Origin of the sequence: Butyricicoccus sp. (assembly GCF_050872565.1) — a bacterium.
Classification (GTDB): domain Bacteria; phylum Bacillota; class Clostridia; order Oscillospirales; family Butyricicoccaceae; genus Butyricicoccus_A.
The window spans coordinates 16,376-37,237 of record NZ_JBNMHC010000001.1; the positions used below are offsets into that span (position 1 = coordinate 16,376).

Annotated in this window: 13 protein-coding genes and 2 pseudogenes; 12 read left to right on the plus strand and 3 right to left on the minus strand. The window is 42.5% G+C overall.

The window, feature by feature from the left end; all coding sequences use genetic code 11:
* Positions 1-18: 18 nt before the first annotated feature.
* The 12 genes and pseudogenes from ACR0P9_RS00095 to ACR0P9_RS00150 all read left to right on the plus strand — a co-directional run bounded on the left by ACR0P9_RS00095 (position 19) and on the right by ACR0P9_RS00150 (position 12,598).
* Positions 19-2,889 (plus strand): 3D domain-containing protein, encoded by a 2,871-nt coding sequence (locus tag ACR0P9_RS00095; RefSeq protein WP_432616824.1) that lies wholly within the window; start codon positions 19-21, stop codon positions 2,887-2,889.
* Between the two features lie 63 nt (positions 2,890-2,952).
* A pseudogene (locus tag ACR0P9_RS00100) lies at positions 2,953-3,309 on the plus strand (peptidoglycan DD-metalloendopeptidase family protein); the annotation flags it as partial.
* A 51-nt stretch (positions 3,310-3,360) separates the two neighbouring features.
* Positions 3,361-3,813: pseudogene (locus tag ACR0P9_RS00105) on the plus strand (CHAP domain-containing protein); the annotation flags it as partial.
* Positions 3,810-4,196 (plus strand): DUF4315 family protein, encoded by a 387-nt coding sequence (locus ACR0P9_RS00110; RefSeq protein WP_432616825.1) that lies wholly within the window; start codon positions 3,810-3,812, stop codon positions 4,194-4,196. The pseudogene ACR0P9_RS00105 and the gene ACR0P9_RS00110, both read left to right, overlap by 4 nt.
* A 5-nt stretch (positions 4,197-4,201) precedes the next feature.
* The gene (locus tag ACR0P9_RS00115) at positions 4,202-4,516 is read left to right on the plus strand and encodes a hypothetical protein (protein ID WP_432616826.1); all 315 of its coding nucleotides are present in this window, start codon (positions 4,202-4,204) and stop codon (positions 4,514-4,516) included.
* A gap of 149 nt (positions 4,517-4,665) precedes the next feature.
* Entirely contained in the window at positions 4,666-6,033 is a 1,368-nt protein-coding gene (locus tag ACR0P9_RS00120) for an S-layer homology domain-containing protein (protein WP_432616827.1), read from the plus strand.
* 27 nt (positions 6,034-6,060) lie between these two features.
* Entirely contained in the window at positions 6,061-8,109 is a 2,049-nt protein-coding gene (locus ACR0P9_RS00125) for a SpaA isopeptide-forming pilin-related protein (protein ID WP_432616828.1), read from the plus strand.
* A gap of 17 nt (positions 8,110-8,126) precedes the next feature.
* A complete protein-coding gene (locus ACR0P9_RS00130; RefSeq protein WP_432616829.1) occupies positions 8,127-8,942 on the plus strand; it encodes a class C sortase in 816 nt (271 codons plus the stop codon).
* A 20-nt stretch (positions 8,943-8,962) separates the two neighbouring features.
* Positions 8,963-9,730 carry a SpaA isopeptide-forming pilin-related protein gene (locus ACR0P9_RS00135; RefSeq protein WP_432616830.1) on the plus strand — a complete coding sequence of 256 codons (768 nt, stop codon included), beginning with the start codon at positions 8,963-8,965 and terminating at the stop codon, positions 9,728-9,730.
* 13 nt (positions 9,731-9,743) lie between these two features.
* On the plus strand, positions 9,744-11,258 hold the full coding sequence (locus tag ACR0P9_RS00140; protein WP_432616831.1) for a SpaH/EbpB family LPXTG-anchored major pilin: 1,515 nt from the start codon (positions 9,744-9,746) through the stop codon (positions 11,256-11,258).
* An 85-nt stretch (positions 11,259-11,343) separates the two neighbouring features.
* Complete coding sequence (locus ACR0P9_RS00145) at positions 11,344-12,402, plus strand: ArdC-like ssDNA-binding domain-containing protein (RefSeq protein ID WP_432616832.1); 1,059 nt, start codon at positions 11,344-11,346, stop codon at positions 12,400-12,402.
* Entirely contained in the window at positions 12,371-12,598 is a 228-nt protein-coding gene (locus ACR0P9_RS00150) for a hypothetical protein (RefSeq protein ID WP_432616833.1), read from the plus strand. The genes ACR0P9_RS00145 and ACR0P9_RS00150 overlap by 32 nt, the downstream gene beginning before the upstream one ends.
* 84 nt (positions 12,599-12,682) lie before the next feature.
* Here ACR0P9_RS00150 and ACR0P9_RS00155 read toward each other — a convergent pair whose 3' ends face one another.
* The 3 genes from ACR0P9_RS00155 to ACR0P9_RS00165 all read right to left on the minus strand — a co-directional run bounded on the left by ACR0P9_RS00155 (position 12,683) and on the right by ACR0P9_RS00165 (position 20,742).
* Complete coding sequence (locus tag ACR0P9_RS00155) at positions 12,683-12,916, minus strand: hypothetical protein (RefSeq protein WP_216469040.1); 234 nt, start codon at positions 12,914-12,916, stop codon at positions 12,683-12,685.
* Positions 12,917-12,922: 6 nt separating this feature from the next.
* Positions 12,923-13,879, minus strand: coding sequence for a hypothetical protein (locus tag ACR0P9_RS00160; protein ID WP_432616834.1), 957 nt, complete (start codon positions 13,877-13,879; stop codon positions 12,923-12,925).
* A 71-nt stretch (positions 13,880-13,950) separates the two neighbouring features.
* Positions 13,951-20,742 carry an RHS repeat-associated core domain-containing protein gene (locus tag ACR0P9_RS00165; RefSeq protein ID WP_432616835.1) on the minus strand — a complete coding sequence of 2,264 codons (6,792 nt, stop codon included), beginning with the start codon at positions 20,740-20,742 and terminating at the stop codon, positions 13,951-13,953.
* Positions 20,743-20,862: the final 120 nt, after the last annotated feature.

Below are 20,862 nucleotides of genomic sequence, written 5' to 3' on the forward strand. Positions count from 1 at the left end.
GGAGAAAGGAGTTTCTCTGTGAAGAACAAATTTTTCCAAAGTCATGATTCCTCTCAGAATCAAAAATCTCAACTCTTTCAACAGGAAAAGGTCTCTTCTACCGGAGATGTTTTTTCCAAAAATCTGCATCAAGAAGATTTTAACCATGCCAATGCAAGCGAACAAAAGCCATTGATGGCAGATATTCTCAAGGAAATTGGAATGACTATAGTTGACGATCCTGAGCAATCTCATTCACAGCAAGAATCTTCTTTGACACCAGATTCTCAGGCGCAATCATTGCCAGGGCAAACTTTTAGTAATCCAGTGCCTATAGAAACACAACCCTCTATCTTCCATGCGAACCATGACAATCCATCTGCAACCCAGCCAGAAAGTATTTTTACTTCCAACTTGGCTTCTCCACACGAATCCGCACTGTCCGATCATCCCGCAGCTTCGCTTATACATTCTTCGGAACCGCTTTCCGGTTCTGATTCACATACCCGGCCCGAAAGCATTTTTGCTTCCAGCTTAGCTTCCCCACACGAATCTGCACTGTCCGATCATCCTGCAGCTTCCCTCGTACATCCTTCGGAACCGCTTTCCAGTTCTGATTCACACGCCCAGCCTGACAGCATCTTTGCTTCCAGCTTGGCTTCCCCGCACGAATCTGCACTGTCCGATCATCCAGCAGCTTCCCTCGTGCATCCTTCGGAACCGCTTTCTGGTTCTGATTCACACGCCCAGCCCGAAAGCATTTTTGCTTCCAGCTTAGCTTCCCCGCACGAATCTGCACTGTCTGATAGTCCAGTAGCTTCCCTCGTGCATCCTTCGGAACCGCTTTCCAGTTCTGATTCACACGACCAACCTGAAAGTATTTTTGCTTCCAGCTTGGCTTCTCCGCACGAATCTGCACTGTCTGATAGTCCAGTAGCTTCGCTTGTACATACATCAGATGAAATATTTGATTCTGATTTTTCTTCACAGTCCGAAAACAGATTCACTTCTAGTCTAATATCTGATGAAAAAGAAGGTGCTATTGATTCCGATCCTGATTTTCAACCGGAAAGCACATTTGCTTCCAGTCTACTTTCTTCTGACACAACAGCGTCCAAAGAACAACTGAAACATGATTCTCTTTCTCACCAAGAAAATACATTCTCATCAAATTTATTAAATAGAGATTCTACACCACATACAGACGAATCCACATTAGAGTATGCCGGTATTTCTCCAAAAGAAAAAGCTCATTCTCTCTTAGTAAGCAAGAGCAAACATGATACAGTTCATGATCTTAAAACACCCGCAGATAGCATTGCTCCCAGTCGAGCTGATATTTACGCGGATTCTCTGTCCAGCTCTTCACCTAAAAAATCCAGATTAAAAGACGCACTCTATCACAATGCAATCCGTGGTGGCGGTGCATCAGAAGAATATGCAGACCGTGCCGCTGCGGCAGAACGCCGTACTATTGTGACTGGTGCCGCTATGACATATAGTGCATCCAAAAAAGTTGCAAAGGCAGCATATCGTCAAGGAAAATTTGCTTTTCTGTCTCATAAAGACCGAAAAGATGGGATATTGACAGACAAGAAATCTATCCTGTTAAAAAATGGAAGATTTGCAGCGAAACAAGGAAAAGAACTATTCAAAGACGCTGGAAAACGTTTAGCACATGAAGGCTTGCTGGTTGCCGAAGATATAGAAGGCTCCGAAGACCTTGGTATGCAGGCTGTAATCAAAACTAAAAATGTTGTTCGTGATACGTCACGAATGGCATCCGGTGCCAAGCGTCTTTTCGGAAAGAATAAGCCTAAACAGTCTTTTTTGCAAGTTTTGCGCCAGACTCCATCTGCTGTATCAAAAGTCGTTGCCAATACCGGTCATACTTTCTCTAAAGCCATTACCGGCATTGCAAAAATGTCACGTTCTTTCGGTGTCATTGCTATCATTTCGTTATTTTTAGTTGTTACCTTGCTTGCAATGCCTGTTGCATATGCCGTTGTGGGTGCTGCATCACTGGCAAGCGATGATGAAACACTGACCGAAGTATACACGTACATCACGGAATTAGATGCAAAACTTTCTAAGAAAATCAACGGATACAGCAGCAAGGCGGATGTTGTTTCTTATACCTACAACGGTGCTGAAACAATTGATCCGATTACAATCACCACCAATCCCGATCCAATTTTGAATTATTTAGATTGTGTATACGGCGATTATAAATTTTCTGATGTCAAATCTGCAATTGATGATATTTATTCCGCTGTCTATAAGATAGATGTTTCTGAATATGTACAGGACGTTTCCGGAACAAGTGAAGCAGACAAAAAAACGACAACTGATACCGTTGTCGATAAAGATGATACACAAGATGGCACTTCAACTGACGGAAAAACGGACGAAAAGAAAGATACCGATCTTATTTTGACATACACACCTACTTATGGCGGTATTGTATCAAAGAAACCCGGTTCCACATTAACAACAGCTATTCTGAACAATTCAAAATGTCTCGGTCAATTTAAACTGACTTTTTATTGTGGCTGCCCGATTTGTTCTGAACAATGGGGCACGCAAACGGCAACTGGTGTGACCGCCACAGAAGGTCGTACTATCGCAGTTGACCCGAAAGTGATTCCATACGGCACAAAGGTTCATATTGATGGCTTTGGTGATTTCATTGCAGAAGACTGCGGCGGCGCAATCAAGGGCAATCGAATTGATATTTTCGTTAGTGACCATCAGCGGTGTAATAACCTTGGCGTACAGTACGCTGCTGTGTATGCCATGAATAGCAATGTAACCGGCGGCATCTATATTCCGGGAATCAGTAAAAATGAAGTCAAGCATATGGATGTCAATGTCACATCTGAAACGCTGATTACATATTTGCAAAATTAGATGAATCAGGATGAAAAGGATAAATCTGATTTGATGAATCAACTCGGTCAGTACACTACCCATATGAATTACGGTTCACCACTGGAAAGCAACGCATGGAGCATTGCCCGTAGATATGGCTATCAGTATAGCAGCGGTTCTATCAGCCAGCATTTCGGCATTGATATTACCGTCAGCACAGGTCAAAAACTTCTTGCGGTTACATCCGGCACAATCACAGAAATCGGTTCGGACGCGGAACACGGCACGTATCTTGTCTTGGAAAAAGGAAAAAACAAATTTCTGTACGGCAGTCTCGGAACAATCACTGTGAAGAAAGGCGACACGGTACAGCGTGGAGATGTGATTGCCAAATCCGGTCGTGCACCAGCGACTTGTGAAACCAATACCGTGCACATAGAATACACGCACGATGGCAAATCCTTAAATCCATCCTTCTATTTATATAACGAACTCGCCAGCAGCAACGCAACCGGCACAGGCAGCACAGATATTGTTGAAGTTGCCCGTTCTCAGCTCGGTCAACGTGGTGGTCAGCCATATTGGAGTTACATGGGCTTTCATTCTCGAGTCGCATGGTGTGCATCATTTGTCAGCTGGTGTGCAAACCAGTGCGGCTATATTGACGCTGGCATCATTCCAAAATTCGCCGCATGTCAAGCACAGGGTATTCCTTGGTTCCAACAGCACGGTCAATGGCAAGATCGTTCGTATACGCCCGCTCCCGGAGATATTATCTTTTTCGACTGGGAAAACGATGGACATTCTGACCACGTAGGTATTGTAGAAAGAGTAGAAAACGGCATGGTCTATACCATCGAAGGCAATAGCAGCGATGCCGTAAACGAACGCAAATACACCTTAGGCAGCAGCCAAATCTGCGGATATGGCGTGCCTCAGTATCCAAAAGGAGATAAATCATGAACGCAACGATTGATAAGTTGAACGAAAAGCTTGATGCAAAGAGAGCTGACTATAAGCGTACTGAAGAAAAGATTGCCAAGCTGCAATCCAGAATTGACACAGAAAAGGGGCGTTTGGACAAACTGACCGCCGATGTAAAAGCTATCGAAGGAGAAATCATTATTCAGATGGTTCGCAGCAGCGACATTTCTCTCAGCGAATTACCGGATATTCTGGCTGTATATCAGCGTTCCGAACAAACCACCTCCGCAGAAGAACCTTCTGCGGAGCCGAAAGTGTTGAATCCAGTATCCTCTGTTGCAACTACTGCGAATGAATCTCACACCAACGATGATACAAATCATTCTATCTATTCAAGTCCGTTTTCTACAAATACACGGTGAATAATATGTACAACACAATTCAAGATATAACTTTTCTCCAACAGACAGACTTGGGTGAAGAAAGTTTCTCTGCCGTACTAAAAGCGTACAAACGTACCATTCAATTTATTGAAAAGCAAAACTTTGATTTGACTGGATACCATTTGTGTGAATTTAATTTTTTAACTGATCCTGAAACAGATAAAAATGTAGGCTATCTTTATGCATTCATAAAAAACAATTGCCCTCAACCACAAACCGGATATTTTGAAATTTGGTATGTCGATGCCGAACATATTTCTTGCTTTGGTCGCAAAAAAATTAAGCCATTTAAGCTTTAATTCTTTTTTCTTCTCTTTGATTGAAACGTTCAATCACAATCTCTTCCGGAACTTCTTTTTCCGGATCATCTATAAAACTCCACTCATCTGAGTGTTTAAATAAACTACAAACCACATATTCCAATTTATTTTAAGGAAGGAGTCTTCACATGAAGAAAAAGAAACTTTTGTGCTTGCTGTCCGCGTTTTGTATCACAGCAAGCAGTATGCTTCCAGCTTTTGCAGCAGAAGGTATCGAAGGAGAAGAGGATGTCACGCTGGACTTTGACACGACTGCAACATCTTCTTATTCCAAAAACGCCGCTTCCAACGGCAATCTGATCGTTACTATTGATCCCGGTCATGGCGGTAAGGATTCCGGTGCAACAGCTAAGTACAATGGAAAGACGGTAAATGAAAAAGATCTGAATCTGAAGATTGCACAGGCGTGCAAAGAGGAGTTGGAAAAGTATGACGGTGTGACTGTTTACATGACCCGTTCTACAGATACATATGTTGCCCTCTCAGATCGTGTGCAATATGCCGCTGATAGACATTCCAATCTGATTGTCAGTATGCATAATGATGCTTCAGATAGCTCGTCAGTAAATGGAACGCTTATGTTGCTGCCCATTCAATCCACATATCGCCCCAACCTTTTGACCGAAGCCAAAAAATCTGCAACGCAGATTCATAACAATTTGGTTTCCCTCGGATTGAAAAATCGCGGTTATCTCCAACGTGAAGGATCGACCAAGTATCCGGATGGATCGACTGCGGATTATTACAGTATTTTGCGTAACGGCACCAAAGCCAATATTCCAAGCATGATCGTTGAAAATGCTGTGCTCACCAGCAAGCATGACTACACCAACTATTTGTCTTCTGATGCCAAATTAAAGGCTTTGGGCGTTGCTGATGCACAGGGTATCGTAAAAGCATATAACCTGAAGGAAAAGGGTGCTGAAAACAGCGCTGCTGCTCTCGGAGATGCGCCATTTACGGATGTCTATAACACCGACTGGTATTACTCTCCTGTGATCTGGGGCTATAACACTGGTGTTATCCATGGTGTAACGCAAACGACATTCGCTCCGAAAGACATCTGCACGAGAGCGCAGGCTGTCCAGATGATTTACGGATATGTCGATAACCCTGACACGGATGATATGGAAATGCCGTTTACGGATGTATCCTCTGATGCATGGTATGCAGACGCAGTCAATTGGGCATTCAATGTCGGTGTAACCTCTGGTACATCTGATACTACTTTCTCTCCGAATGATACATGCACTCGCGCTCAGATCGTTCAGATGCTCTGGAGACTGTTTGGTGTACCGATTGTAGATGAAACGTCCAACTTTACGGATGTATCCTCTGATGCTTGGTATGCCAACGCAGTAAACTGGGCTGCTAAAAATCATATCACTGCTGGCACATCTGCAACGACATTCTCCCCGGACAATGCTTGTACTCGTGCTGAGATCATTACGTTTATGTACAATGTCTCTGCATATTCTTATACAGGAAATGATTAAATGCAGAGCATTTAGGAGGTCTATCCGATGAAATTTTTAAAACGAGCCTTCGGCGGCATTCTCTCTGCCGTCATGGTTTTAAGCTGCATGGTTCCAGCATTTGCTGCAACCGATGTTGTCAAATCATATAAATCTTCGTATCAATACATTTCCGGTGAATCAGATAAACTAGGTTATCGTGCAGAAACTGTTGCCAGTGTATCGCAAGGTGCATATGCCGGTCTGCCTGCATATTGTCTGGAATTCCATAAAACGATGTCAACTGGTGTTCATTTGACGGAAAATTCATCCTTCTTTGCGACATTATCAGCAGCAGGTCTGAGCAATGAACAGATTTCCGGCGTTGCCTATACATCCATTTATGGTTATCCAAACTTTAATTACGGCATTGACGATACAGACGCTCTGTATGTTGCAACGCAGTGGATTATCTGGGAATATGCCCTCGGTTATCGAACCTCAGCAGACGGCGATCATCCAACCGCCGGATTAAATGGTTCTTTTATCGCTCAGTATGCATCTACAGAAAAGGAACAGCAGGATGCACTTCGGAAATATTTGAATGATAATTCGTTCGATATTCGCCAGCGATTCTGGTATGCCATCAATAAAAAGAACTATGCCAATGTCAAAGCTGCCTATTGCGGCATCTTAAACAATATCAAGAACACCACTGCATCGCCGTCCTTCGCTGGCGATCAATGGGCGTGGGGTAATCCGGTCACGCTAACATGGTCGGATAAAAATCAGCGTTATGAGGCTACTGTAACGGATACCAATCAATTACTCAATAATGGTTGGTCTTGGTCTGCATCTTGTTCCAATTCAGATATTGGATTCTCTTATGATGGGAATAACATGACAATTTATACGCCTAAAGCCTTATCTGATTCAGAAAAAATCGTCATGACGAAAAAGCTCCCATCAGATGCACCAACGAGCGTCATTCTGATTAACGATGCAAAAGCATCTGCTCAGAAAATGCTTGTCGGTACATATCCAGTAGATGAAACCAAGCGGTATTTCCCTGTTCAGACGGAAACTGCTACTGGTAATATCCGGCTGACCAAAGAAAATCCGGATGGAGATAAGCTATCCGGCGCAATCTTTTCTGTTTATCAGGATACCAATAAAAACGGCACATATGATGCCGATGTAGACACCACATACGGCATGTTGTCAGAATCCCAGACCGGTATTTACAGCCTAAGCAATGTCCCTATCGGCACATATTTCGTTCAGGAAACCACAGCACCAGAAGGATATTCATTGGACGAAAACATATATCCTATCACGGTAAAAGTAAATGAAACATGCACCGTATCCAATCAAGGTGATGTGTTTGTCAATACGCCTGCCAAACCGGATACCGGTAATATTCAGCTGACAAAGGAAAATCCGGATGGAGATAAGCTCTCTGGTGCCATATTTACTGTCTTTTCGGATAGCAATAATAACGGAACCTATGATTTCAATGATTCTACATATGGAGAGTTAAAGGAAACAGCTTCCGGCAAATATGAATTGACAGATGTTCCTGTTGGTACATACTTCGTGCAAGAAACGACCGCGCCTGATGAATACACATTGGATTCTACCGTTTATACAACTACAGTAAAATCCGGAGAAACATCTATCATCTCTACGAACGGAACCGCATTTATCAATGCTAAGATTCCGATCTTAAAGGTAGATAAAGATGGCAATGCCTTGGCAGGCGCCAAGTTGGTTCTTCGTGATGATTCCGATAAAGTCATTGACGCATGGACGACAACAACCGATGCACATGTAGTGAGCGGTCTTGTAACGGGCAAATCGTATACCCTTCACGAGACAGAAGCTCCTAATGGCTATAAGACCGCAGAAGACATAACTTTTACTGCTACAGCTTACAACAAAGGAAATGTAGTCACTATTGGCGGCAATCCAGCGGCATCCGTCACAATGACAGACGAGGACGAATCACTTATCATTCTTCCAGAGACCGGCGGCATGGGCAATGCACTGTTCATTTTGATTGGCACTTGCCTGATAGGTGCTGCTGCTATCATTCACTATCGCAAGAAACCGATGTAATAGAAAAGTAGATGACCATGAAGAAAAATTTAAGCGTATGGATAATAGGCATTGTATTTCTAGCAGGCTTGTTAGTTTTACTCTACCCAGTAATCGGTAATCTTATCGCACAGAAAACCAGCAACACAGAAATTGACACCTATAATGCCGCCGTATCAAATTTTACGGATGAAGAATCAGATCAGGCTTGGAAGGAGGCGGTTGAATACAATAAAACGTTAGCAGGCTCTGCAATTTCTGATCCTTTTTCATCAACTACCACTGGTTCAGAACAATACAATCGTTTACTGAATATGTCTCACGGTATTATGGCGTATATTGAAATTCCATCCATTCATGTTTATCTGCCCATCTATCACGGCACAGATGATGCTGTGTTGGAAAAGGGTGCTGGTCATATTTACGGCACTTCTCTCCCTGTCGGTGGCAAAGGTACACATGCTGTTATTGCAGGGCATACCGGACTTCCCGGAAAAAAGCTGTTTAACAATCTGGACAAGCTGGCAGAAGGCGATACGTTTACGATTCATGTGCTGAATAAAACGCTGACATATACTGTTGACCAAATTCTTGTTGTTGACCCGCAAGATGTCAGTGCATTGCAAATCGTATCTGGTCAGGATTACGTCACTTTGGTAACCTGCACGCCGTATGGTATCAACACACATCGGTTGCTGGTTCGCGGTGTACGTACCAATTCCAATAGCGATACACAAGAATCTGAAAGTCAGCCTGTATACACAAGCAGTTTTGCTCATCTTATTCTGTCCGCAGTTGGTCTTCTGGCATTTCTTTTCCTTTTATATCGTTTTCAAAAAAAATATGCATCATAATGAGGAAGGAGGTTATAAAAATGAAGTTTAAGCATCACATGCGTTCGTTGTTCCTCTGTTTAACATTGGTAGCCGCAATCACGCCGGTATATGCATTTGCGGCTGATGAGAGTCCTGCGAAGGACTCCACAAATCAGCCCAGCACTTCTGTTTCGGATAGTAATTCAACCGATGATACTTCACCAACAGTTCAATCTGGAACCATCACGGTATCCTATCTGGACGGAACAAACGGTATCTCCGGCGCAGCTTTTGATATTTACAAGATAGCAACCCGACAAGAGCACCTGACACTGGCATTTCAGCTCGTAGACGATCTTGCCGACTTGGATGTGAATATTACAACACCAGACAGCGATGACATTACAAAACTGGCATCCGCAGTAACAGAGAAGCAGCTTTCTGCTGTTGGATCAGCATCTACAGATGCCAATGGCAAAGCAGAATTTAGCAACGTAGAAGAAGGACTGTATCTGCTTGTCCAGACAAAAAGCACAGACAAATATGAAGATACAACACCATCCTTGATTTCTATTCCATCAACAGATGGTTCATATTCCGTTACTGCATTGCCAAAGTCATCGCGCAAGCCAGAAACCCCAACGAATCCAACAACTCCGTCTAAAACACCTACTACGACACCAACGATTACCAAATCACAGTCACCAAAAACAGGTGTTGATGGAATGGATTACTCCATTCCAATGGCGGTCATGCTGGGTTCCGGTGCTACTTTAGTCGGTGCTACCCTTCTCAAATGCGCAACCAAAAAATCTGCAAAGAAATGAAAAGGAGTTCATTATGAAACTGAAATCTTTCCTGCGCCGGTTCGGCGCAATCGCCCTGACCGGTGCTATCATGCTCGGTTCTGCTGTGTGTGCATCCGCAGCAGATACCCAGAAAATGACTGGCTTTAATCACGATGCCAAGACTGGTACCCTTACCATCAATGATGACGGCAATTATGACGTATATCAGCTGTATACTGCCACTGCCGGTAATGGTACATACACGTATGCAGCTAATGATAAGTACGCAGATATGCTCGGTGGAGTAACCGCTAACGATCTGTCCGGCTATGATGCTAATGCTGTCCAGAATTTTCTCAACACAATGATGGGCAAGTTCGATAACAAGGTAGCTGCCGATTACACGATCACCGGCAAGACCGCCGCTTCCCTGCCGATTGGCTACTACATGGTTGTCCAGAAGTCCGATGAAGCTACTCCGGGCACGGTTACCTCTCCGATTCTGACTGCTATTCCAAGCACCGACAATAACGCTTGGGTATACGATGTAACCGTAAAACCGAAAAACAGCAAGACGGATTTGACCAAGAAGATCGTAGAAGACGGAAATTTGGTAGATACCTCCAACAGCAAGATTGGCAGTGATATTGACTATCAGATCACGTCTACTGTACCGGCATATGGTGCAGACATCGACCAATCGAAGGTCACCTATGCAATCACTGATAATCCGTCCGCTGCACTGACTGTGAAGATGGATACAATCACAGTAAAAATGGGTGAAACCATTCTGAAGGCAAATGAATACTACACTGTATCCAGCAATAAGGACGGCGGTTTTACCGTAAAGTTTGACTACAGCAAGCTCACTGCCGGTGCCACAGTAACAGTGAATTTTACCGCTACACTGAACGAAAAGGCAATTGTAAATAAGAATGCTGGTCTGACCATCCCAGACTACACGGACGTACTGGATGAAAACTATAACGGTCAGGGCAACCCGAATGGTGCTATGCTGGAATACACCAATAACTACTACACCGGTACAACCTCTAAGATTCGTGACATTGTTACTTCGTTCACTACTCTTGTAGGTATTGAAAAGGTTGATAAGGACAACACAGATACCAAACTGTCAGCTACGTTTGGTCTGTACTCTGATAAGGATTGCAAGAATAAGATTGAAGAGCTGACCACCGATGCCAAGACCGGTCTGATTGCATCCAGCACACTGAAGCCAGGCACTTACTACCTCAAGGAAATCACTGCTCCGGAAGGCTACGCTGAATCCGATGCTGTTTACACAATCGTTATTTCTGCAACCCAAAATGCCGCAGGCGAATATGACGGCACGTTCGTAATCTCCGCAGATGGAAACGAATTAAACAATCCGCTGACCATCGGCTCTTATGACAATGTGCAGACTCTCCGTATCACCAATACGAAGGGCGTTACGCTGCCGGGTACCGGTGGTATGGGCAATACCTTGTTCATCCTGATCGGTGCTGGTCTAATGGGTGCTGCTGCCGCTGCATTCCTTCTGCGCCGCAAGTTCAAGAAGCAGTAATTATATTGCTTTTCTGACAGGTAGAACCAATTGCAGGGCAGGGAAGTGTTTTCCCTGCCCTACTTTTTTTAGAAAGGTTGAAATCATGGCAAGTAAAGAAAAACATCTTGAAAAAGTGCAGGAGTTATTAAAACGCATTGAAACCGGAAGCAAAGAAGTGTTCACCAGTGAAAATTATCAGAATTTTCTCCGCACTATGTCCAAATTCCACCGGTATTCCGTCCGCAACTGCATTTTAATTTCTATGCAAAAGCCCGATGCCACTCATGTTGCTGGTTTTCATGCATGGCAGAAGAATTTTCATCGGCATGTAAAAAAGGGCGAAAAAGGCATCCAGATTTTAGGCTATATGCCGCATAAATTTAAAGAACGTGTTCCTAAAACAGACCAACACGGTAAGCCTATTTACGATGCATCCGGTAAGCCTATCACCGAAGAAATAGAGCACATCATTCCCTATTACCGCCCTGTTTATGTCTACGATGTCAGCCAGACTGACGGCGAGCCGCTTCCTAAATTAGCTACAGAGCTATCCGGCAGTGTACGTCAATACACGCAATTATTGACCGCTCTCCGCACTGTCTCGCCCTATCCTATTCTCTTTGATGATCTTTCTGGCTACTCTGCAAATTGTCACGGTTATTGCTCTTTTTCAGAGCAGCAAATTGTTATCCGAGAAAATATGCCGCAGGAACAAACCATAAAGACCATCATCCACGAAATGGCACATGCAGTCGTTCATGCTCCGCAACTCAATCTACCGCCGGAACAAAAATTGGACCGCCAAAGCTGTGAGGTACAGGCTGAAAGCATTGCTTTTATTGTTTGTAACTTTCTCAATATCGACTCTTCTGACTATACTTTTCCATACATTGCATCTTGGAGCAGCGGTTATGAGCTGAAAGAGCTGCAAAACAGTCTACAGACTATTCAAACCGCAGCCAATGACCTGATTGAACAAATTTCTTCGGAGATAGATCATTTGCAAGTCCAACAGAAAGAGCCAGAACGCATCAAACCATTGTCTCTCAACGAGCGCATTGCTGCTGCCAAAGATACAGCAAAAAAGTATAACGCGGAACACTCTATCGCACCCGAAAAGGAGAATTATAATGAACTCGAATGCACTGCTTCCAATATCTGAACAAGATATTATTTATATGTATGCGGAACCGGATTATTCCCGTGCCAATACGATTCTTCGTATTCAGCAAAACTTGTCTGTTATCCAAGATCCATATATCCTTGCAGACGTAAAAAATGTTCTGCAAACACTGAATGTCATGACGGATGCAGACTTTCAGGAAATCATCTATCAATATGGTGCACCGGAAGAATAATTTTTCGGCGCAGACAGAAAGAAGCAACTGCCCCACGCAGCTGCTTCTCTTTTCCGTTATATCATTTTTATCTCTCTGTTTTTGTTAAGCTGCTGCCAAAATAGCACCAACCACCATATTAAGTACCGCAAGCACCAAACCGATGATAGAAATCACCAGCGCGGCATTTGCCTTGCTCCACTGCTGTGCCTTTGCCTTTGCAGCCAGAACAATACCGATAATGCTCAATACCAATCCGCCTAAAGCAAACAGTAAAGATAAAATCAGTCCGATAATTGCTACGACTAATGCCGCAGTTGCATTCTTCTTAGTTTCCACTGTTGTTTACTCCTTTGTATCATTCTCTTGATTCCAGAGATTTTCTTCGCGGTCTTTTAACATATCCGCATACATTTCCTCATCTTTTTTAAACAACTCATAATCTGTTTTCTGCGTTTCCTGCGGAAATAGCTCCTGCAGTTCCTGCATCATTTGTACGTATAAGTGATATGCTTTATACATATTCTCTCGTTGTGGTAAAGACACATATCCTACATCTGTTGCTGCAATGAGAGAATCATATAATTCTTCACCTACAGCCGCAAGCTCATTTGTCATTTCGTCCCAACACCTAGAGGCATCTATGCGCTGATATTGTTTTGCCTCTTCAAATCGCTGCTTAGGAAGTGTAACGCAGCACCATAAGCACTGTGTATACCATCGAATTTCATACTTTGATTTTATATTTCCCAGCCTCAAAAACTGTCGTTCAATAAGCTCTAGTTGTGGAAACAATTGATCTAGTTCATCTGCTCGCCCAAGTTTTCCATTTTCTATCATCCGCGCATTATAATCTATCAGCAATGCAATACTTTGCTCCATCTGATATAACAGTGCTCTTTTTCTTCTCGGACGATTTGTTTTTTTAAATGCATCTTTGGCACGCATATACTCTTTTCGGTATTGTTCTTCATCATATTCTTTCTTCATTGTTCGCGTTGTTTCTGAATCAACAATGTAGAAAGAAATCAATGCAACATCTATGCCGATAAATCCGGAAACTCCCTGTCCAATATCCATTATCCGTCGAAATACATATGTATCTTCATAGATACGGGATAACAGCAAAGCATTCAGCATCCACCCTGCAAAAAATATTCGACAGATATTCCGAATCAGCAAAAGAACATGATAACATACTCTATAATCATAAATGAACCTCTTCGTTCCTTTCATGCGAAAAAGGCTGTAATCTCCCTGTCGTTCCGCAGGCTTTTCTCCAAAATTGGCATCAACAATCATATCCCTAGATATCCAGAGAAAGAACGCCGGAATAAGATAACAAAATATTGTTTGAATATATGATCCAATTGTCATCGCTTTTTATTTGAATTCCTTTCCCGATCTCTTATCTTTCTATAAAACCATTTCGCTCCTTTAAAGTGGAATTTAAACAATCTTTGAGTTAATGTTTCCTTTATTTCTTTTTTTATTGCTCCCACAAACTTGTCTTTGAAACATTTAGTCTTTTTCAAAGCGGTGCGGATCACTTTATTCTGTATTTTAGATCCTGTTCTAGGTTTCTTTGCAGCCTTTCCAGCCGCAGCGGTCACCTTGGTTCGCTTTGGAGTAAAATGATCTACAGCTTTTGAGTATGCTATATTCGCCGCTGCTGTCGCACAAGCCTTTACTTTATCTTTTCTAGATGTTTCTCCTCTTGAGGCACGCACTTCTATTTGATATTTTACTTCCTGCCGAACACTGTCTACTTGAGATATTCCAGAGTAAATTTTTTCAAATGTTGCTGCACTTGGCCATTTATAAGATGCAACTGCCAATCCTCCCTCTACAGCCCCAGTTGCCGCAGCTACAGCTATGTTTTTAACGCTTACCTCTTCGCCAGCGATTTTTTCTCCAATGAATTCAATTCCAGCATTAATACTAGCTCCCACAATAGCACCTGCAACAACATTCCAGAGTTCCCCCTCAGTATCCGCACGATTTACAGGATTATTGTCGCAATAAGCAAACAGGTTATTATTAATCAATGTTGAACCATCTGTCAAACTCTCATCATCTGATGCAATCATTCTCTTCATCACCGGATCGTAGTACCGGCTCTGGAGATAATACATGTTCAGTTCAGAGTCATAATAATAACCGCGATAGCGAATTGGATTCAGTGTGCCGATTTCAGAATCTTTTGCATTGGAAACATTGAGAATTTCGCCCCAGCCGTTATAAGTATATTCCGAAACAGTCTTGCCGGAAGTATCAACAATGCAGATAACATCGCCCTGCTGGTTCAGGATATAGTAATAGGTATCCTTCTCATTGCCATGGGAATAAATCACACTATATGGTGCGCCGCCATTATCATAGACGAATTCAAGGCTTTTCTCTTCGCCATCATTCCAGCGTTCTAAAGTAACGTTGCCGCCCTGCGTGATATACTCATGCTTGACACCATCAACTGTTTTGCTGTCACGCACGCCATCCATATCATAATGATACGAGATAGACTTGCCATCACCCTTGGCAGTTGCCAAATCATGTGCATTTTCCCACGTGAATTTCCATGCTGTACCATTATTATAGGTCAGCGGATTGCCTACGGCATCATACGTGAGCTTCTGTCCATTGTAGCCTGTCAGCAGGTCTTTCCAGTCGGAATCTTCATAAGCATATGTATCCGTTGTGGTTTTCTTCGTCTGCGTATTGGTCGTTTTGATCTCTCGAATATTACCAGACGTATCATATGTATACGTGTATTCCAAATGCTGCTGCGGCAGCTTCTCTGAAATCAACTGATTCAGTTTGTCATACTGATATTCAGCAATTTCAGTCGATCCCTGTGAAACCTTCGATACATTGCCAATGGCATCATACTCATAGGACAGATCAAAAGGATTTGCAATGCCGGTATAGGCAATGTTGGCAATCTGATTGGTTGTCAGTTGCTTTCCATCCGTTTGTCCAGCTCTGTCATGATACGTATATGTCTGCGTGATAAAGTCAGTACCACTACCATGCTTGCTCTTGATGTTTTTCAGTCGCTTCAGCGCATCATAGCCAAAGGAAATGGTTTCTCCATTCGCCGTCTTCATGCTTTGAAGCGTACCATCCGTTGTGCTGTACGTATAATTTTCTGACCGTCCAGCTTCTCCGCCAACAGACCAGCTCTGCTTGGTGATCCGGTTTTCTCCATCGTAGATGTGCTCGCTGCGCTGCACTTCGGTTGTCTTGCCGTCTTCTATACGTTCTTCTGAGCTGTGAATCAGTCGATCCAAACTGTCGTATTCATAGTTGACTACATTGACTTCTTTTTCGCTCAGTCCGCTGCGCTGCACCTCGATCTTCTTTGCCAAATCACCTTCGCCGTTGTATACATATCGGTACTTGACAGTTCCATTATACTTTTCCTCTACAACTCTGTCAAACACATCGTAGACCAATTCAACCGTATTGCCATTCGCATAGGTTGTCTTAATCAAGTTGCCGTTGTTCGGCGCATACTCGTACCGTGCCAGTTCTCGATTTCCAACACTTACACTTGTTTTATTTCCAAACGAATCGTAAGTATAGTTATAAGTCTGTTGAATATGCGGCGAAGAATTTGTCTCACTGTCCGTATCAGATTCATAACTGCCACGTTGAATTGCCTTTAAATTTCCGTTTTCATATAGATATTGAACAGCCAACTTGCCCCCGATGTAGATAAAGCTTTGTCGATCTGTTTTATCTTCGTATGTGTAATGAGTTGTTGTGCCGCCTGTCTCAGAGGTTGACACCAGTCCCTTTATTTCATCGTTGGTATACTCGGTGGTAATTCCACTGGAATCTGTCTGGCTCTTCAAATAATTACCATCAGCAGAATAGCTTGCCGTGCTAGTAATTGCTTTGTTGGCGGAATCTTCCGTAGAATCCGGTTTGGTATTTACCAGAGTTGTTCCTGTGGTATTGCCCTTCGGATCATATCCCAAAGAGAGCTTTACATTGTCATTTGTAACGCTTGTTACGTCATGTGTTGTAGAATTGTGCTCATAGGTGTATGTGCCATTTCCGTCCGTTTCGGACTGTAAATCAGCAGTTCCGCCTACATACACACTGTTCAGCGGAGTCGTTCCCTTTTGATTTACTGCAACCAGATTGCCCTCTTTATCATAGGTATAGGTCTGCGCCGGTTCCTTCTTCAGTGCAATGCCATCGAACCACGCTGCATTTGCGTTCTTGTTGTACAGACCATGCACATAAATGCTCTTGATAATCTTATTTGGAGACTTCGGAGCAATAATTCCGCTTAGATATTGCCAGTCGGTAATATCCGGGTTAAACGAGAATAAATAAACATCGTCTGTTCCGTCTGTATACTTAACGGTTGCATAAAATCCAAAAAAGCGCGTTGTATTACTGGTAGAACTAACGTCTGGTACACTGTTCGCCTTTGCCCATCCAGACAGCACATAGGTATTATCCGAAGACTGATATACCGGAATCTCCTGCCAAAACAGTTGTGTTCCAGATGGAGAACCATTAAGTTTTGTTGCGTAGGAACCATCATGAACGTTCGTCTGATCCAACTTTTTAATTCCCGAATTTGAATCAGCATTCCATGTCCAGTCATGTTCCATGCTGCCGTCTTCTACCATGTTGTAAGACGAGCAAGCATCAGCTTCTTCTAACTGAAAATCATCCAGTCGAGTTAAGCCCTGCGCGTTTTCTACATAGATACCACAGCTGTATGCGCCAGCCGAAGAAGTTGTAAAGGTAACGCCGAGTCGTTCCCATCCATCTTCGATTTCTGCCGGTGTTCTATAATCAATGCTTTTGCTCTTAGCAATCTCCTGTCCGCTTGGGCTTACAATCTTCGCATATACATCTCCTGCTTTTGCCAACTCGGTGGTACTGACATATCCTGAAAATGTATAGGTCGTATTGCCCTTCAGCTGTATTTTTTGGCTATAGCTTCCGACTCTTTCTTCGGACGAATCGCTGCTGTCGCCCATCCAAATGTGGAACAAGCGTGCACCAGTCCGCGCATGATCCGAATCTGAGCGCACAGCACAAGATACATTACTTCCTTTATGTGTTTCTGACCAGTCTTCTGCCGAACCATCTTTGCCCTTTTCACCACTCTGGTTTACCAGAAGGTTCATTGCCTGTTGTCCAATAGCGACATCTGCATTGACTCGGTTGTTACTTTTGCTATTACCCTTACTGGACGTATCATTCGTTGTGTATGCCGAACTGTCCGCGCCATATAGCTTGGTTTCTGTTTTGTCCAGTGAGATTGTATTGACCGTGCGTCCTGCATTATCAAACGTTGTATAAGAAATAATGTCATCATCGGTATTTGCGGTTGCATCTGCACCATAGTCTCGGAACTTTTTCCGATGGGTATCGCCGTAACCAATAGACATTTTAGCTCCAGTAATAACGTTATCCTTACTGTCTTTGCTATATTCCGTCACATACAGAATGCCACGCACAGCCCATCCATAATAACTATACTGAACACCATTTTTTCCTTCATTATCATATGCATCTGTCAAATATCCACCAGATTGATATTTGTAATCAGCAGTTGTTCCATCCGGATGCTTGATCTGCGTTAGAAGTTTTGCGCTTGTTGCAGAAGCAGCTGCATAGGTAAACTTTGTTTCTCTTCCTGCGCGATCTGTTATGCTCTGCAAGTAATTGTCCGCATCATACGAAAGCGTAGCAATTCTGGTTATTCCAGAACCATTGTTGACTTGAACAATGCCAGTTACACGGTTTTCCGGTTTACTTGTTGAAGTCTCTGGTCGAGGAGACCACGCCGTTGTGCTACTGCTATATGTGTTTTTGTTGTACTCAAGGAAAATCTTATTTTGGTGAGAATCCTGAATCTTTGCTAAGTATCCGTTGATAAATACTTTTTGATTGCCCTTCTTATCCTGCATCGTAATATACTCATATCCAGTTGCTGATGCAGTCCAAAAAGATAGAGTCAGATTCAGTCCATCTTCATCCACATATTTTTTGTCATTTTCGTTATAGTAAAAGTAATGCTCAGTACCATCACCGTCACTATAGATATAATATTTTTTGCTGCCAATCGTAAACGGAACTACAGTTTCCTGAATACTTAAACGCCATCCACTGCCAATATTCATATTCGTATACCGTTTGGTATGCATATTGGCATCCGTGGTGAAATTCGCATAAGCTGTTTCAGAATTATATACATGAGACAACACAAAATCCATAGCTGAGCCGTTATTGGACAGATCATTTTTTATCAGTGTCAACTGATTATTATAGTCACCAATGTATGCCGTTCCTGCCTGACCAACAGACTGGGATGTATTGGTATAATAGTCTTCTATTCCTCGTGTATCACGATATGTAATTTGAAGAATTGGATGACCATCCTTAAACTTTCCGTTCGTATTACTCTGGTCAATTGTTACTTTCGCACATTTTTTGTTATTCAATGTGCTTTCATCGTAATTGACAAGCGCAAAGCTGCTGTAATTGTTGTCGTTTGCCTTATATCGTTTCTTTACCAGTTCTGTAATGTCCCATCCCACATATTTTCCAGTAGTATCTTTTGACAAATTCTGATAGTCTGAAACTGTATTACTGATTGCAGGGAGATTTGACCATGTTTGTGTCTTACCCCATTGTTTATCAGTAGATGGAATTTCTTTAGCTGCAATGCATAACGAACTTTGCCCAGTTGTGCTATAACCCATCTGAGCATAGTACATCTTTGCTTCCGCAACAACGCTGCCTCTTGGAAGCGAAGGTAGGCTTTTAAACTGAACAATATGTCTATATAAATGGTCTCCAGAACTATCATATCCTAAAAATCCGTACCCGTTATGATAAACGCTGCCGCCTTGAGCTGCATAATAGTTGAAAATTTCAGTCTTTTCCATACCAGAACCAGTATTGCTGGCATCTAAGGATGGATCAATTACAACTGGCAGTTCACGCTCATTTGCGTTAATCCAAGCTGCATCCGCAGTAATAGTAAGTGTGTATTTCTTTTTGTTCTTCTGTGTTAAGGTATATGTAATGGCATCCGATTGTTCTCCGTCTGCATCAACCATATACATTGCAGGCATTTCATAGATTTTTTTATTTGTTGCTGAATCATACAATACAATCGTATTGTTTTCTTGTTTAATCGCAAGGTTCTGTGCCTTAATCTCGAAAGAGAACTGATATTCATCTCTCGTCTGATTTACAATAATATTTTCTTTTAAGTTACTGCCACTTGTCACGTATTGCAGATCAATACCGTCTTGAATGTTTTTATAAATAACAGACGATGAAATATTTTTAGCTGACATCTGAGCTGCCAGATCGTCTGCATCACTGTTTTCGGCTGTAATAGACTCTGTATTTTCAATTTCCACAGCCTTATTTTTATTCTTCTTCTGTAACGATATAGAAAGTTTATAATTTCCTTGCTTAATACGAACAAGATTCTTTTGGTTTGCGTTCTTCGCAAATTTGAAATTTACTTTTCCGGCTCCCGTTTTATAACCATCTGTCTCTTCAACATCATCTGTCGATTGGCTCTGAACTGCTATAGAATTTTCATCACTGTTTTCAGTCAATTCGCTCTGTGTTTGCGTCTCATCCGTAGACTCCTGTTCTTGATTGACAGATGATTCATTATTTAAGGTATCCTCAAGAACCGCTCCCGTACTCTGTTCTTTATTTTCTTCAGTATTTTCAGTTGCTTCTGCGTCTTCTTTTGGAGCTTGCACCTGCTGTGCATTTACCGCGCTTTCTGCGTTCTGTGCTGTTTCTTCCGCCGCACTCGCCGCTTCAGCTTCCGCACCAACATTTCCTTGGGCATCTTCAAATGTCAGACTGTTATCGATCGGCTGCCATTCCCCATTTTCATCCTTATAATGAACATCCGATTCATATTCAACCGTAGAAATCGTTCCGTCACTTAATCGAAATGACTTTGTATATGCACTTCGTTGATCCTCTAATTCTCCAACCACTTCAATCGGAGGCTCTTCTTCATTGACATCAAGAACTGGAGTCTGTGTAGAAGCATCGGTTTGATTCTCCACCGCCAACGCTTCTACAGGCAGGCACTCCAATCCAATCAACATTGTCATGAATAGCGCAATGCGCCTTATGATCGTTTTATTCACCAACACACCGTCCATTCTTTAATAAATTATTTTAGTCCTTTCGTTCACAGAAGCATCATATATAATACACGAAATTTTAACATATTTGCAACACTTTTTTAACATCATCTTAATTTTTGT

What these genes read in the sequence shown, in the direction of transcription:
- ACR0P9_RS00110 (WP_432616825.1), top strand. Translation starts at nt 3,810, where the DNA reads ATGAACGCAACGATTGATAAGTTGAACGAAAAGCTTGATGCAAAGAGA.
- ACR0P9_RS00115 (WP_432616826.1), top strand. Translation starts at nt 4,202, where the DNA reads ATGTACAACACAATTCAAGATATAACTTTTCTCCAACAGACAGACTTG.
- ACR0P9_RS00120 (WP_432616827.1), top strand. Translation starts at nt 4,666, where the DNA reads ATGAAGAAAAAGAAACTTTTGTGCTTGCTGTCCGCGTTTTGTATCACA.
- ACR0P9_RS00125 (WP_432616828.1), top strand. Translation starts at nt 6,061, where the DNA reads ATGAAATTTTTAAAACGAGCCTTCGGCGGCATTCTCTCTGCCGTCATG.
- ACR0P9_RS00130 (WP_432616829.1), top strand. Translation starts at nt 8,127, where the DNA reads ATGAAGAAAAATTTAAGCGTATGGATAATAGGCATTGTATTTCTAGCA.
- ACR0P9_RS00135 (WP_432616830.1), top strand. Translation starts at nt 8,963, where the DNA reads ATGAAGTTTAAGCATCACATGCGTTCGTTGTTCCTCTGTTTAACATTG.
- ACR0P9_RS00140 (WP_432616831.1), top strand. Translation starts at nt 9,744, where the DNA reads ATGAAACTGAAATCTTTCCTGCGCCGGTTCGGCGCAATCGCCCTGACC.
- ACR0P9_RS00145 (WP_432616832.1), top strand. Translation starts at nt 11,344, where the DNA reads ATGGCAAGTAAAGAAAAACATCTTGAAAAAGTGCAGGAGTTATTAAAA.
- ACR0P9_RS00150 (WP_432616833.1), top strand. Translation starts at nt 12,371, where the DNA reads ATGAACTCGAATGCACTGCTTCCAATATCTGAACAAGATATTATTTAT.
- ACR0P9_RS00160 (WP_432616834.1), bottom strand. Translation starts at nt 13,879, where the DNA reads ATGATTGTTGATGCCAATTTTGGAGAAAAGCCTGCGGAACGACAGGGA.